13 protein-coding genes, 1 tRNA gene and 1 pseudogene are annotated in these 15330 nt (G+C 67.5%); 13 read left to right on the plus strand and 2 right to left on the minus strand.

Translation table 11 applies throughout. The features are described 5' to 3' along the window. The 3 genes from ABZT47_RS39340 to ABZT47_RS39350 form a co-directional block, all read left to right on the plus strand. On the plus strand, positions 1-195 hold a 195-nt coding region (locus ABZT47_RS39340; RefSeq protein ID WP_354853604.1), incomplete at its 5' end, for a hypothetical protein. Between the two features lie 99 nt (positions 196-294). Continuing rightward, positions 295-972, plus strand: coding sequence for a M15 family metallopeptidase (locus ABZT47_RS39345; RefSeq protein WP_354853607.1), 678 nt, complete (start codon positions 295-297; stop codon positions 970-972). Between the two features lie 178 nt (positions 973-1150). Further along, positions 1151-1227: transfer RNA gene (locus ABZT47_RS39350), tRNA-Ile, on the plus strand. 132 nt (positions 1228-1359) lie between these two features. Here ABZT47_RS39350 and ABZT47_RS39355 read toward each other — a convergent pair. Continuing rightward, a pseudogene (locus ABZT47_RS39355) lies at positions 1360-1569 on the minus strand (integrase); the annotation flags it as partial. A 475-nt stretch (positions 1570-2044) separates the two neighbouring features. Between ABZT47_RS39355 and ABZT47_RS39360 the strand changes: the two are divergent. Next, positions 2045-3289 (plus strand): hypothetical protein, encoded by a 1245-nt coding sequence (locus ABZT47_RS39360; RefSeq protein WP_354853610.1) that lies wholly within the window; start codon positions 2045-2047, stop codon positions 3287-3289. Positions 3290-3387: 98 nt separating this feature from the next. Here the strand turns inward: ABZT47_RS39360 and ABZT47_RS39365 are convergent, their stop codons facing one another. Further along, positions 3388-4875, minus strand: a complete 1488-nt coding sequence (locus tag ABZT47_RS39365) for an MFS transporter (protein ID WP_354853613.1) — start codon at positions 4873-4875, stop codon at positions 3388-3390. A 120-nt stretch (positions 4876-4995) separates the two neighbouring features. Between ABZT47_RS39365 and ABZT47_RS39370 the strand changes: the two genes are divergently transcribed. From ABZT47_RS39370 to ABZT47_RS39410, 9 genes are all read left to right on the plus strand, one after another. Further along, the gene (locus tag ABZT47_RS39370; RefSeq protein ID WP_354853616.1) at positions 4996-5622 is read left to right on the plus strand and encodes a TetR/AcrR family transcriptional regulator; all 627 of its coding nucleotides are present in this window, start codon (positions 4996-4998) and stop codon (positions 5620-5622) included. Between the two features lie 237 nt (positions 5623-5859). Beyond that, positions 5860-6864: a winged helix-turn-helix domain-containing protein gene (locus tag ABZT47_RS39375; protein WP_354853619.1), complete on the plus strand. Its 1005-nt coding sequence runs from the start codon at positions 5860-5862 to the stop codon at positions 6862-6864. 261 nt (positions 6865-7125) lie between these two features. After that, positions 7126-7269, plus strand: coding sequence for a hypothetical protein (locus ABZT47_RS39380; protein WP_354853622.1), 144 nt, complete (start codon positions 7126-7128; stop codon positions 7267-7269). An 84-nt stretch (positions 7270-7353) separates the two neighbouring features. Continuing rightward, entirely contained in the window at positions 7354-8496 is a 1143-nt protein-coding gene (locus ABZT47_RS39385) for a SagB/ThcOx family dehydrogenase (protein WP_354853625.1), read from the plus strand. Beyond that, positions 8456-9514 (plus strand): SagB/ThcOx family dehydrogenase, encoded by a 1059-nt coding sequence (locus ABZT47_RS39390; protein WP_354853628.1) that lies wholly within the window; start codon positions 8456-8458, stop codon positions 9512-9514. Before ABZT47_RS39385 ends, ABZT47_RS39390 begins: the two co-directional genes overlap by 41 nt. A 67-nt stretch (positions 9515-9581) precedes the next feature. Then, positions 9582-10568 carry a ThiF family adenylyltransferase gene (locus ABZT47_RS39395; RefSeq protein WP_354853632.1) on the plus strand — a complete coding sequence of 329 codons (987 nt, stop codon included), beginning with the start codon at positions 9582-9584 and terminating at the stop codon, positions 10566-10568. After that, entirely contained in the window at positions 10558-11532 is a 975-nt protein-coding gene (locus tag ABZT47_RS39400; protein WP_354853635.1) for a hypothetical protein, read from the plus strand. Before ABZT47_RS39395 ends, ABZT47_RS39400 begins: the two co-directional genes overlap by 11 nt. A gap of 95 nt (positions 11533-11627) precedes the next feature. After that, a complete protein-coding gene (locus ABZT47_RS39405; RefSeq protein ID WP_354853638.1) occupies positions 11628-13352 on the plus strand; it encodes an ABC transporter ATP-binding protein in 1725 nt (574 codons plus the stop codon). Then, positions 13345-15174 (plus strand): ATP-binding cassette domain-containing protein, encoded by a 1830-nt coding sequence (locus ABZT47_RS39410; RefSeq protein WP_354853641.1) that lies wholly within the window; start codon positions 13345-13347, stop codon positions 15172-15174. Before ABZT47_RS39405 ends, ABZT47_RS39410 begins: the two co-directional genes overlap by 8 nt. Positions 15175-15330 lie beyond the last annotated feature (156 nt).

Consider the following 15330-nt stretch of genomic DNA (forward strand, 5'->3'; position numbering starts at 1 on the left):
TTCGCCGGCGACTGGGACGGCGACGGAAAGGACAACGTCGGCGTCCGCATGGGCTACACCTTCTACCTGCGCACCAGCCCCGTCACCAGCGCCACAGAAACCACCCGCCCCGTCCCCTTCGGCAACACCGCCGACCTCCCCGTCATCGGCGACTGGAACGGCGACGGCACCGACACCCAAGGCATCGTCCGATAACCCCCGCCTTCTCTGATCCAGGCCCCTGTGCCGCCGGCCACTCGGCGGCGCAGGGGCACTTCCCTCTTGCCATCAGACCAAGAACGAGGTGTCGTCCCCATGCCACAGATCACGTTGTTGTCCGACTCCCGGATCCTCGCGCTGCCGGTGGAAGAATGCGGCCAGCCCCTGGTCGACCTGCGCGGGTTGGACGGGGTGCTCATCGACCAGCGACTCGCGGATCCGGCGGGGGCCTACGCGCACCTGCGGCTCAGCGTCGCCGAACGGCTCGTGGCGGCTCAGGCGCTGCTACCGCCGGAGCTCAGGATCCTGGTGATCGAGGGATACCGGCCGCCGGTACTGCAGGAGCGGTATTTCGCCGAGTCCGTCGAGGAGCTCCGGGACCTGCACCCCGACTGGAGCGCCGAACGCCTCCGCCGGGAGGCGGGCCGGTACATCTCTCCTCCCGAGGTGGCGCCGCACGTGGCGGGCGGCGCCGTGGACCTGACCCTCTGCAGCGAGGCCGGGGCCGAGCTGCCGATGGGCACGGAGGTCAACGCCACGCCCACCGGCCCTGACGGGGCGTGCTACACCGCCTCCCCGGACATCTCGCCGGAGGCGGCCGGCAACCGGCGCCTGCTGGCCTCGGTCCTGACGGCGGCCGGTCTGATCAACTATCCGACCGAGTGGTGGCACTGGTCGTACGGGGATCGTTACTGGGCCTACGTGACCGGAGCCCCGGCCGCCCGCTACGGCCTGCTCGACACCCCCGCCCTGGCCGGCCCGCCCGCCCGCTGAGGTCGTCCGCGGCCCTCACCTGCACCTCTCCCCGACCGCCGAGCCGAGGGCGGGCCGCTCCCGTACGCCGGGGCCGCCCACCCTCGGCTCGGTCTATCAAACTTGTGCAGGACGCGGCCAAAGTGAACAACTCCCCATGCTCACATGACCGCCAACTTATGAGAGACTCCAGGCTTGCGGGGCGGTAGCTCAGCCGGTCAGAGCAGCGGACTCATAATCCGTAGGTCGTGGGTTCAAGTCCCACCCGCCCTACCACTCCCGATCAGCAGAAAGAGCCCCTGGCCTGAACTTATGCCGCCGGGGGCTCTCTCGTCTCGTCCGACTGTCCACGGTTGATGGTGACCATCTACGGCTGGTCTCACCCAACGCTCACCCACGAACCGCGCCTCAGCCATGAGCGGCAAGCGCGTCGGAGATGCGACGCTTCGCGGCCTCGTCCTGACCGACGATGCACTTGGCGTAGATCTTCAGCAGGACATCGACGCTGCGCCCCGCCCACTCGGCGACCCGCGTTGCCGGTACGCCCGCATTGAGCCACGTCGAGACGCAGGCGTGACGCAGGTCGTACGGCCGTTCGGCCAGGGGCGTCTGTACCTCCTTGGCGGTCGAATTCCCAAGGTGTGGCCGATGTGGTGGGTGTAGGGGGGTGGGATAACCCCTCCCCCGGGCCCCGGGCAGCCCGATCGGTTTCCCGCGCAATACGCGCGGCCACTCCGCGATCCGCGGGTCAGGGTGAAACGCGCCGGACATGATGCTCTTGGCGGCTCGCCGCTGTCCAGAAGGGGACACCGGGCGGAGAGCGCTTTTTCCGTAGATTCCGGACGCCGGAAATCCGTGCCCCCAGGTCGCCGCGCACCGGCCCGCGACCGTATGCCGTAAGTCTGAAGCCGAATCCCGGCAGACAATCGCTCAACATATCGCTCTATCAGCCACAAAATCTTGCGTCAAGCCGTTGCTTCCCTAATAAATGCCTGCAATACCGAATCTGGTCCCATAACCACATCGTGGAGCAGAATTGATGAAAACCTCCTCAAGCACCGCAAGAGCCTCACGAGCCGTCCGCCGTCTGACGGTGGCGCTGGGAGTCGCCGCCGCCGTGACCGGACTGGGCACCGTCCACGCCACGGCCGCACCCGCACCCGCACCCGCACCCGCACCCGTCAAGGACACCACAGCCCGGCCGATCGAGCCGGTCGGCGAGGTGCCCGGCGCTTTCGCGTCCTGGACCGACCTGCTGGCCACCCAGCAGAAGCTGGTCAAGGCGGCCGACCGCATCACTGCCGCCACCAAGACCAAGGAGGACACCGGATACGCCGGCATCATCGCCGCGCCGGAGAACCACGAACTGCGCGTCTACTGGAAAGGCGACACCCCGAGGCGCATCGACGACCTGATCGGCCGGCTGCGCGAGGACGTCCCGGTCAGTATCCTGCCCGCGGCGTACTCGGCCCGAGAGCTTGAGCGCGAGATGAACCGTCTCGCTCGCGTCTCCGCCGGTGCGATCACCTCGATCGCGCCGAAGGTCGACGGCTCGGGCCTGTCGGTCTCGGGCGCCGACCTCGGCCTGACCCGCGCCAAGGTCGCCGACTCCACCGTGCCGATCACCATCCAGGCGGGCGTCACGCCGGCCCTGGCCAGCCGCTGGGACGACTCCCCACCATGGTGGGGCGGGGCGGCCTGGCGCAAGGCCGGCATCGGCGGGTTCGGCTGCTCCACCGGCTTCGCCGTCACCTACGGCGGCACGACCAGGATGCTGACCGCGGCCCACTGCGGTGACGTCGGGCAGACGGCCACCGACCCGACCGGCCAGGCGATCGGCCCGATCTCCTCCTACGACGACATGTACCGAGACGTCATGTTGATCAACGCGGGCACCGCAGGCCGCGTTTACAACAACAACCCCGGCACCATCTCGCCGGAGTTCAGCAACCCGGTCATCGGCACCACCGGTTCCTACGTGGGCATGTGGCTCTGCACCTCCGGCGCCTACTCGGGCACCCTGTGTTCCATCCAGGCCAAGCAGGTCAACGTCACGCTCAGCGTGGGCTACCCGATCTATGGCCTGGTCATCGCCGAGCAAGCGGCGCACACCAACGCGGCCGGCGGGGGTGACAGCGGCGGCCCGGTGGAGATCCCCAACCCGTCCAGCACCACCCAGCAGTACGCGGTAGGGGTCATCTCCGCCATCGACCCCAGCACGCCGGTGCCCTGCACCGGCTACGTGACCAGCGGGCGTACCTGTTCCTGGCGGTTCTACTACGCGCCGTGGAGCAACGCGACCACCGCCTTCCCGGGCATCACCCTCGTGACCGGCTGACCCTTCGACCGGCGGGTCGTACGCGGCGCGTGACGCCGCACAGCCCGCCGGTCTCGCTCCGCTTCCCGGGCCGCTCGCATGAACAAGTCCCATCCGCCCTACTCGCGATCACCCCGAAACCCCGGTCCGGGCGGCACCTGGGGAAGGTGTTTTTTGCCGTACGCAACGTGGGCTATCAGAAGGGTCGCCACGATCCCGCCCGCGACGACGAAAATGGCGTGGCTGATTCCTTCGGCCATGGCGACCCGTAATCCATCCCCCAGGAGTCCTTCGGTGCCGGCGTTGGCCACGAGCACCAGGATCGCGAGCCCCACGACGGCTCCGACCCCTGATCCGGTGGATGCGATCGCCGAGGCGACACCCTGCTCGCGATCACGCACTCCAGTGGCGGCGGCGATGAACATGGCCGTGAAGATGACGCCGTCGCCGATGCTGACGGCGATGAGTCCTGGGATCAGCGTGACGTAGGAGCCGTCGGGAGAAGTCGCCAGCCCCAGGGCGACGGCCCCGGCCGCGCCGATCGACAGGGCGAGGGTCAGTGTGCGCCGCAGGCCGATGAGCGTCACCACCCGGCCGCCCACTGTCGAACCGGCGACCACCACGACGGTCGGAAGCAGGAACGCGATTCCGGTTTCCAGGGCGTCGTAGCCGAGGACATCCTGGAAGTAGATCGACAAGAAGTAGAGGAGTGAGCCGAACGTGGTCATGAACATGAATGCGATCGCCACGGCCATCCTGAGGCTCCCGTTGACCAGAAGCCGTGGCGGGAGAAGCGGATCACCACTACGCCTCTCGATCAGCACGAATGCCACAGCCAGCAGAAGGCCCACCGCCGCCGCGGCAAGGATCACCGGTGAGCCCCAGCCCAGATCGGGGCCCTGTACAAGCGCGAACACCAGCAGCGTGATGGCGCCTGTGGCGGTCAGCGCACCAGGCAGGTCGAACATACGCGTCCTGTCGCGAGGCGGATCGGCGTCGATCAGGAAGAGCGTCCAGACGAAGACCGCGCCCACGAGCGGGACATTGACGAAGAACACCGCTTCCCACCCGAAGGCTCGCGTGAGCACGCCGCCCAGCAGGACGCCCACGACCAGACCCGCCGCGCCGGAACCTCCCCAGACGGCCAGGGCGCGGTTGCGGTCGCGGCCCTCCGCGAACGTGGTGTTGATGAGCGCCAGCGTGCTCGGAAAGACCAGCGCTCCGCCGAAACCCTGAACCGCACGCGCGATCAGCTGGATCAGGGGTGTCGTCGCGAGCCCTCCCGCGAGCGAGGCCAGCGCGTAAAGCGTCAGGCCGACCAGGAGCATCCGCCGCCGGCCGAGCAGATCCGCCGCGCGGCCCCCGAACAGAAGGAACCCACTGGATGCCACCGCGTAGACACTGACCACTGATTGCAATGTCTGCGCCGAGTAGCCCAGGTCATGCCCCATATCGGGCAGCGCGACCACGACGATGTACTGGTCGAGCGAGACGATCATCATGGCGAACGACAGCAGCGCCAGCGTCGCGGCACTGCGACTTCGAACAGCCCTGGGGCCTGGATGAAGACTCCCGGAGAGTCCGGGAATCCTGAGTTCGTTCTTCATGCGTGGCCTCTCTTCATGTAGGGAAGGGCCGATCGAGGCCGGCCGCGGGCTACGAACTGAACTGTACAGAACAGTACATCTAAACTCAACAGTACAGTTCAGTTCGGATAGGATGGCGCCGTGACGACAACGAGCAGGCGCGCCCCGTCAGGAGAACGCGCGGCGCGCAAACGGGCCGCCATCGTGCGCGCGGCACAACAACAGTTCCTGGAACGGGGCTTCGGCGCGGGCATGGACCACATCGCCACCGAGGCCGGCGTGTCAAAGGTGACCGTCTACAACCACTTCGCCAGCAAGGAGGAGCTGTTCACCGAGGTGGTGACCGATGCGCTCGAACAGGCGCTCGGCCAGACCGTGTACGCCCTGCACGAGCGCCTGCGTACCGGCGACGACCTGCGCGACATCCTGACCGCCACCGCCCGCAAGTGGGTGGAGGGAATCGCCCAGCCCGAGGTGCTCGCCCTGCGCGCGTTGATCACCTCTGAGGCCCGGCGCTTTCCCGAACTCGGCCGCGCCTGGCGCAAGCAGGGACCCGATCGTTTCGCCGAACCGCTGGCCGCCGCGCTCAGCGCGCGCGACGACCTGGACATTCCGCACATGGAGCTGGCGATCATCCAGTTCTACGCGCTGGTGCTGTACCCGCACATTGTGCACAGCGCCTACGGCGACAGGCTCGACCCTCAGTTCACCGACGACCTCATCACCACCGGAGTCGACATGTTCCTGAGGTACTACCAGCGGCATTGAGCGTGAATCGCCGGGAAGCCGATACTCCCGATCAGCGCTTCGGGGGCTCGGCATCGACAGCACCCCGACCCGAGTCCATCGACCGCGGGGTGCTGGACTGGACAACCGAGACACGTAGCCCCGAAGTCGGTGGTGAGCCGCACGTTCACAGGGGCCGTAGATCATCTATGTATCGGATGTTTCACGTTTCGTTGAAGCATTCCAGAAGAGATGTGGCCTCCGTTTAAAGTCCCTCCCGTGGGGACCCAAATAGCTGCGAAGCGCCGTATGTGGAGCGAGTTGCGGCTGAGCTCCCCGCCACGGCTCCAGATCTCGATCTCGCCCAATCTGACCGCGCTCGCCATGATCGCCGACGCCCTCGCGGGGCGCCAGCGCGGCCTACCCGAATCGTGGCGTAAGGCGATCGCCTCACAGGTCGGCCCGCTCGGCCAGGACGCCGTGCGCCCGCTGGCCGTACCCGGCAGCTCGATCGCGCCGGACAGCATCGTGCCGTGCTCCCCCACCGACGGCGATGTCACCGTGCAGTCACAGGTCAGCGCCCTGCAGGACATCTCGCCCGACGCTCTGATCAAGGATCTGGAGCAGACGTTCGGCCCGGGGACGCCGCCGTTGCACTGGCGCTCGGCTGCCGAGCGGCCCGAGCGCTGGCTGCGCGGGTACGCCGGCGCCCTGGCCGACGTCTGGAACACCACGGAACCGCTGTGGAAGCGCGCCCGCCCGCTGCTCGACAGGGAGGTCGAGCGGGTGGGCGTCGCGGCCGTGCGGGGCGGCCACGAGTTGTTGCTGGGCGCGCTGAGCGAGCGCATCGTCTACGGCGAGCGTGGCCTGCTCATCTCCGACCTGGAATCGAGCACGTTCGAGCTGGGTGACAGGAAGCTCGTTCTGGTGCCCATGTTGGCCGGCAAGGACGCCGTGATCGTCAGCCTGGACAGCCCGGACGCCGTCTGGATCGCCTATCCGGTGCCCGGTGCGGGCTCGTTGTGGCGTAAGCCCGTCGCGCCCGCGGGGAACGAGCTGTCGGCGATCCTGGGTCCGGTCCGCGCACACCTGCTCTGTGCTCTGGAACAGCCCATGACCATGAGCATGCTGTCCACGGACCTGCAGATCGCGCCCAGCGGCCTGACCTACCATTGCGACCGGCTGCGCGCCGGACGGCTGATCATGCGGGAGCGCCGGGGCCGCGAGGTGTGGATCACCCGCACCCGCCGAGCGGAGGAGCTGCTGGAGCTGTTCCGCCGCTGACAGAGGCCGGCGGACAGGCGAGAAGGGAACCCTGGGTGCTACTCAGGTTCCAGCGCGATACCTGAGGACGCACACCGCGCGAGCAGCGGCACACCGTCACGAGGATCCCGATCACACGCTACGCCTCTGGACGTCATGGGCGTTCCGGGCACGAGCCCGGACCATGACGAGGCGCGTGCGTCCAGAGAAATTCCAGGTTGATTCCAGTCCGAACATTCAGGCTTTCCGGTGTCAGCTTCATTCCATTTCAGGGAGGAAGATATGTCCACCAGCACGTCAGCGCTCGCGGCCGAGGTCTCCGGAAAGCTCGGGGCCGGGGTCGAGTTGAACCCCGCGGACTTCACCGTGGAGGCGCTGCCCGAGATGCCGATCGCGCTTCGCCAGATGGAGAGTTCGCGGCCGTAGGTCGTCCTCATCGCCCTGGAGTGGTGTGCTTCAGGGCGATGAGCCCGTCAGTCGGCCACGTCGATCACGAAACTCTGGAATCCCATGTCTGACACCGCTGATCCGTTGCTGCGGATCGTTCCGACGGTTCGCCTGGTCCCGCCGCCGAGCATCTGGTCCACAGAACGTTGGTACGTGATGAACATCGCCGCGCGCAGGGAGATCCTGCTGGGCAGCGCCGCGGCACAGGTCTTGCTGAGCTTCTTGCGTGCGGGTTCGGCCGAAGAGCGCCTCGAAGAACTGAAGCGATCGGCAGGACTGGAGTCCGACGCCGGCCGGTCCATCGTCGAGCGGTTGGTGACAGAAGGATTCCTGACGCCGGATCGCGATGATTCCCGTCTTGAGGAGACCGAGCGGCGATGGCGCGACGCCGGATGGCAGGCCGCATTCGACCACCACCTGCTCACCTACGACTATCCGTATCTGAACTACTCCGAGTCGGATGCGCCGGCCATAGACAAGTCGATTATGGAGTTGTTCGCCGCCGAGAGCTTCGACGTGAACCGATACAAGGAGTACGCGGGCTCGCTCACCGTCCCCGTCGTGCGGACCGCCGAAGCCCTCGAATGCCTCGCCCGGCCTTTCGCCGAGGCGTGGGACCGTCGAAACGGATCCGAATCCCTGCCCGTGGCCACATACGACAAGCTCTCGGCACTGATCTCTTCGAGCTTCGGGCAGCTTCGCTCGCGCAGAGTCCGGTCGAGTGTTCCGCGCGCCCCGCTGGTTCGCAAGACGAGCCCTTCCGGTGGTTCAAGGCATCCGGTCGAATGCTATGTCCTCGCGCGGAAGGTTTCGGGGCTCACGCCCGGGACCTACCACTTCGCCGTCAGGACCTCCGAGCTGGAGCGGATCGGTGATCTTCCCGGCGATGACGTGCTCAAGCCGATGCTGCAAGGCCTGTGGCGTGCGCCTTTCGAACCGGCGGCCTTCGTCGTGGTGACGGGCCTATGGGAACGCAACATGTATCGCTATCGCGAGCCTCGGACGTTCCGCACCGTGTTCATGGACGCCGGTCACGCCGCGGCGACCATGGAACTCTGCGGACAGGCCCTTGATCTGCCGGTCTTCTGGCAGCACGGAGTCGACGACATCGCCGTGCACGGGCTGTTCGGGCTGCAGAAGGAAGGATTGGACGAAGGTGTCCTCTATGCGGCGGCAGTCGGCCGAGCATCGACAGAACTCTCCTGAACCCCCCGTGAATGCCGCGCCACGATGGGCGGCGGGCACGGTCGTCATCCCCGACGAGGACGGTAAGGCCACCGTGCGGAGTCCGTTCGCGAATTCCGCCGTCCTCATGGGGCGGCGCGCGCTGATCTCGCTCGCGGCCGGCGAGAACGACATCTCGGGACTCGCGGTCCTGAGAGACTGCGGCCTCCTGGAGGCCGATGCGATCGACGATGACACCGGTCGTGGCCTGGAGCACTGGCATGCCCGTGGCTGGTCCCACGCCCTGACCACCTATCTGTGGTCACGGCGTGCGTCCTTCCAAGACGACGGAGAGGCTTACCGCGACCGGCAGATGGAGGCGCTCGCCACCTTTCTCCGTGAAGACGGACCTCCGCCGAGCCCGCGCCGGGCGGCGACGCGGCCAATGGTCCTGCCTGAGCCCGCACCGCTTCCGGAGACGCCCGTCGGCGAGGTCCTGAGGAAACGGGTCACTTCACGTACGCTGCATCGCCGCGCCTTCGGTGACCAGCGACTGTCCGACCTGCTGGGGCACGGCTTGGCCCGGGCGAGCCGCAATCGCGATCCGGACCCGGCGGATCCGCAGCGGTTCCTCTTCAGTTACGGCGCGGCGTTCGACTACTACGTGGCGGTCTACGACGTCCACGGGATCGAGTCCGGAATCCATCTCTACGATCCGTCCACGCATGCGCTGGACGATCTCGGAACGGTACACGGCGAAGCCGAGACCCGGGCGGCGTGCAAGGAACTGTTCATCGGTCAGCGTCAGGTGGAGACGGCCGCCGCGACGGTGTTCGTCGTGGCCGACTTCCCGCGCTATCAATGGCGCTACCGGCATGAGCGGGGCCTGCGCAATCTCTACTTCGACTCGGCGAGAGTCGGCCAGGCATTGATCCTCGTGGCGACCGCCTGCGGCCTGCAGACCTGGCTGACCCCAGCCGTCCGCGACTCGCTCGGTGAGCGACTCTTCCAGCTCGCGCCCATCGACCATCAAGTACTCACGACCGTGACCGTCGCATGAAAGGCCAGATGACGTGTTGAGATTCCACCGAGGCTGGGGTCACTTCCAAACACCGGCAGGCGGCGAGGTGTGGTCGCTGACCACGAACGAGCGTTTCGGAGTGAACGGCGACCCGCGGTTCGTCCAGCGGATCTTCGAGATGCTCGACCAAGGCATCGCTCCCGGCTCTGAGATCGAGCCGCCGGGCGCCGCCCCTCTCATCGAAGAGCTGCATCGCATCGGCGCCGTCATCGATGACAAGGATCAACGACCCGGCATCGCCGACCCCGAGGGGCTTTACGTCCATCAGAGCGAGTTCTTCTCGTTGTGGGAGACGCCGGAACTCTCGGGCGGCGCTTTCCAGGACGCCCTTCGCGGTTCGACAGTGCTGATCGTCGGAGTCGGAGCGTTCGGCACCTGGATCGCTCTCAACTGTGCACGGATCGGCATAGGGACCATCATCCTCGTCGATCCCGACACGGTGGAGGCCACGAACCTGCCTCGGCAGGTTCTCTACCGCACCACTGACGTCGGCCGGCTGAAGGTCGAAGTGGCCGCCGAGATGCTCGCCGTATCCGACCCCTCCGTCAAGGTCGTGACCCATGAACGTCTGATCCGCGAGGTCACCGATCTGGCGGACCTCGCCGAGAGCGCGGATCTGGTGTTCAACTCTTTCGGCTATCGGGTCGCCAACATCAGGGACATCATCGCTGAGACCTGCGTGCGCACGTCCACCCCGTCGCTGCTGTCCGGAGGCAGCACCCTGGGTCCGCTGTACGTGCCGGGCAGGACCGCCTGCTATCAGTGCATGGTCGACGGCGACAGTGCGCTGACCAGCACGATCGAAAAGGCGGTGGCCAACGAGTGGCTACCGCCCAGGTCCCCCTTCGCCCCGCTGATCGCCGCCATGTCGTCGCTGGCGGTCTGGGAGGCCACCCGTTTCCTGACCGGCTGCTCGGCTCCGTTGACCGCGAACGCGGTCTGGTCGATCGACCTTTTCAAGTACGAGATGACGCGCATCACAGGAGACCGGCGTCCGTCATGCGCGGTCTGCGGAAGCGGAAATGATCGCTGACCTTACGGCCCGCCGGCAGGCTCTCCTCGCGACCGAACTCGACCACCTGCGTGCGTGGCGGCCCGGAGGCTCGCTCTCCGAGCTCTTCGTGGGCGTCGAACGCCGGACGCGGCGTGAGGTCGTGGTGAAGTTCCCTCGTACGGATCTGGACGGCCCGTACTGGAGGCCGGCGTTCGCTCGCGAACGTGCCCTCACCGAGATGTTGACCGGGAGCGGTGCCGTCGTTCCTGTCGCGGAATCCCATCACCGAATGAAAGCCCGCTGGACCGCCCAGGCCGAGGGTCCCGCACCCTTGATCACCCCGCGGCTCGGCACGGACCTCAAGGCATGGCGGGAGACCGCCGGCGCGGAGCAGATCCAGCGCGTCTGGACCGCCCTCCTCGGCGCGGTCGCTCGGCTGCACGCCAGAGGTGTCGTCCACCGCGACGTGCGGCCGGACAACGCCGTGACCGACGGTGAACGAGTCAGACTGATCGACCTCACATTCGCGCGGGAACTGCACGGCCCCCCACTGATCTCAGAAGAGCACGCGTTCTACCGTTATGCGCGCCCACTGACCTACCGCCCATTCGCTCCGCCGGAAGCCTTCCTCGGTATGTCGAGTTCACCGGAGGCGTGGCGGCGCGCGGATGTATACGCACTCGGCGTCAGCCTCCACGTGCTCTGGACGGGGCGTACGCCCGATCCGGTGGCGGCGGACGACGAGCTGCTCGACAAGCTGACGGAACTGTTCCTCCGGTGCGAGAACGTCGCCGCCCGGCAACGGAACTCCGCGGCGGTCCTGCGGGCCTTGGCGGAGAACCATCCAGTGCCCTCACTGGATGAGGTGCCCGGACCGGATGGAACGTCTCTTCCGAGCGCAGTATGCGACCTCGTCCGGGCGATGTGCGCCATCGAACCGAGTCACCGCCCAGAAGCATCGGCGGCCGTGAAAGTGCTCGGCGAGGTGGGGGCGGCTTCATGAACGTCCTGTCGTGGCTCCGGACAAGCTTGTCGAGGCGCGCCGCGTTCGAGGTGATCCTGCTGGCGGTACGAGCCTCTCCTCGAACAGTCGCCGCATTGGTCCTGTTCACCGTGTTGGCCACCGCGATGCCCCCGCTGTTCGTCCTGGCAGGGGGGTGGGTGGCATCGGACATCACGGCCGGTGCGCCGGCCTCGGTCAGCCTGACGGTTCTCGTCTGCGCGTATCTCGGTGGGCAGATCTTGACCCCGATCAGGCAGACGCTCGCGGTCGTCCTGGCCCGCCGGGTGGAGCACGCGGTCCGAAGCGAGATGCTCGCCCTAATCGACCGGCCGGCCGGTATCGCCCATCTGCATGACGAGCGATTCGTCGGTCCCTTGCGAGCCGCGCAGGCCGCCTCGTCGGGCTACTTCACCGTCGGTGCGGCGGTGCGCGGCCTCGCCGAGGTGTGCCCAGGGCGGCTCAGCGCTCTGGTGACCGCCGTGATCCTGGCCCACTACCTCTGGTGGGCGCCGATCGTCCTGGCCGGAAGCTGGCTTCTCTACCGCTCGGCCGTTCGATCGGAGGTCCGGGCCGCGGTGGCCGGCCGGGAGTCGGGACACCATTCGGAGTCGGTGAGCCGGGCGGACTACCTGCGAGGTCTGCTCCTGGACAGTCGACGGTCGGCGGAGCTCATCTTGATGCCCGGTGCGAGGCCGTGGCTGGTCGGCCGGTTCGAGGACCGCTGGTCGGAGGTGAGCGCGGCCAAGGCCGGACGAAATCGTCGTGCGGCGGCACAGGTGTGGGCCGGAGCGGTGGTCGTCGGGGCCCATCTGCTGGTCGCCTGGGCCGCCCTCGACCAGGCTCGGCGGGGAGAGTTCGGCACCGCGGCGGTTCTGGTCGTCCTGCAGGCGATGGCCGGCATGGAGTCGCTGGGCTGGATCGGGCCGGAGTACATGGTGGAGTACGGCGCTCCGGCGGCCGCCGAGGTGAGACGGCTCCCCGCCGCCCTCGGCCGCACGCGCGATGTTCGTTCCGGTCCTCGGCCGATCCCCTCCACTTTCCAGACGATCACTGTGCGCGAGGTCGGTTTCGGCTATCGAGACGCTCCGGTCCTGCAGGATGTCGATCTGGAGCTCAGAACAGGCCGTTCGCTGGCCGTGGTCGGCCTGAACGGTGCGGGAAAGAGCACGCTCGCCAAGCTGCTGACCGGTGCACTGGATCCGACGCGAGGCACGCTGGAGGTCGACGGCGTGCCGTTGACCGAGTTCGACCGCCGAGGCTGGCTGTCCCGGTGCGTGGTCGCCGATCAGGACGTGATCCGCTATCCGCTCTCGCTCGCGGCCAACGTCGCGCCCGGCGCACCGTCACCTGACCTCGAACTGGTCGAGAAGGCGCTCCGGGAGGCCGGCGCCGACCTCTTGCTGGACCGCCTTCCGGACGGGTTGGACACCCTGCTGCTCCCTGAAAGCGCTCAAGGTGTCGACCTGTCCGGCGGGGAGTGGCAGCGGGTGGTCCTCGCCCGGATCCTTTACCACCTCGACTCACTCGGGAACCGATCCAGCCTGGTCATCCTTGACGAACCCACGGCGAGTCTGGACGTACGAGCCGAAGAGCGTTTCAACCAGAGGTTCAGTGAACTCGCGACCTCGACCACGGCCGTGCTGATCAGCCACCGGCTGTCAACCGTCCGCCACGCTGACGAGATCGTCCTGCTGGACCGGGGCCGCGTCATCGAGCAGGGAACCCATGACGAGCTCATGAGCGGCCCGACCCGGTACGCCCAGATGTTCCGCCGCCAGGCGGAGCGCTTTCGTGCCGCCAAGGAGGATGTCGATGACTAGCAGGTTCGCACCGGTGCTGTTGCTCTTCAGGGCGGCCTGGCGGACATCGCCGCGCAACGTGGTGACCGTACTTGTCTGCGATCCCCTGGGACGGGTGGCCGAGCCTCTCGTCGCGGTCGGCGTCGGCGTGGCCGTGGCGGGAGTCCTGTCCGGAAGCCGGCCGCAGCAGCTGCTCGGTGTGACGCTGTTCGTCACGGCTCTCCTGCTGATCCATGTGCTCGGCTCTCTCGGGATCAGAAGCAGGGTCCGGCTCGAAGCGGAGACCGCCCGGACGATCGACGGCTGGCTGATCCAGGCGATGCTGGGGCTGTGCACGGTCGACCTGCTTCAGGGCGGGGCACTCCGGGAACGCATCGACCGCATCAGGTCCAGGGAACGCGTGGACCTCACCGGGTCGGCGTTCGGTGGACTGGTCCTGGTCGTCGGGGCCGTCCTCCAGTTCGGCCTCACGGTGCTGCTCCTCGCCAAGGTCAGCCTCTGGCTCGCACTCATCCCGGTGTTGTCCGTACCCGCCCTGCGCTGGAACGGCCGCGCGTTCAGCGCCGAGGACCATGCGGACGAAACGGCCGGCCCGCTCGTCGACCGGGCCGGCGTCCTGGCCGAGCACCTCGCGTCACCAGCGGGTGGGCTGACCGCACGAGCCGGTGGGGCCGGTGCCGGGCTGGTCCGCCGCGCCGAAGAGCTGTGGGACGAAGCCGACCGCTGCCGGGATCGGGGAGACCGATCAGCGTTCGCGTGGACGCTGGCAGGCACGGCGATCATTTCCCTGTCGGTGGCCGCCGCTCTCGGCTGGACGGCCTGGGCGGCGGCCGGAGGGAAGCTCGGGCTCTCGGACCTGGCGATGGTGATCGCGCTCACCGGTCAACTGGGCATCGTGCTGGGCAACCTGATGCAGCAGACGACCAGGGCCCGTCGTCTCATGCGGGTCGCCCGTGACCTGGACGGTGTGCTGGGCGAACTTCAGCGACATGTCGCGGCGCCGACCACAGGTACAAGGCAGGAGGAGCCCCGTGGGGGCGGGGAGCCTCTGGTCCTTTCCGGACTGAGCTACACATACCCGGGGCGTGAGGTTTCCAGCGTCAGCGCGGTGAACCTGGAGATACCGTCCGGATCGGTGGTCGCCGTGGTAGGCGAGAACGGCTCGGGGAAGACCACGCTGGTCAAACTCATGGCCGGACTCCTCACTCCTGACTGCGGTGAGATCTACAAGGGAGCGGCGGCCCTCACCGCCGAATCCCGGCGGCAATGGCAGCAGGGCGTGACCGCACTCATGCAGGACTTCGGACGATATGAGCTGACCGTCCGAGAGGGTGTGGCGCTCGGTGACGTCGAGGCCGCGGCTGAGCGGCCGGAGCTGCTTCCGGCCGCTTGTACCAGGGCCGGCCTCGACCAGGATGTCGAAAAGCTACCGGACGGACTGGAGACCCAGACAGGGTCCCGCTGGTCGCACGGGGTCGATCTTTCGGGCGGCCAATGGCAGAAGATCGCGCTGGCGCGCAGCTATGTGCGGGAGGACTGGCGGCTGTTCGTCATGGACGAGCCCAGTTCGGCACTCGATGTCGAGGCGGAGGCTCGTCTGTTCGACCGTTTCCGTGAGCTCACGGCGCAGTGCCGGGCCGTTGGAGGGATAGCACTGTTCGTCAGCCACCGGCTCGCCGCCACGGCGCAGGCCGACCTGATCGTGGTGCTGGACGACGGTGTCATCGCACAGGTGGGCACTCCGGGGGAACTGCGGAATTCCCCTGGGCTGTACCAGGAGTTGTCAGCGATCCAGGAGAGCAACTATGACGTCAGCGACACACTCGACTCCGCCGCGAGGTGATCTGGCCGCCGCCGGTGCGTCGATCCCACGCAGAGTGTTGTTCGGGCAGGAGACCAGAACAAGCCTGGCACTCTCACCGGATGGACGGTCGCTGGCGTGGCTGGAACGCCGGAACACCCACTGGCAGGTCCGGACGGCGACCCTCGAGAACCTGAC

It is taken from the genome of Sphaerisporangium sp. NPDC005289 (assembly GCF_040607455.1).
Classification (GTDB): domain Bacteria; phylum Actinomycetota; class Actinomycetes; order Streptosporangiales; family Streptosporangiaceae; genus Sphaerisporangium; species Sphaerisporangium rhizosphaerae.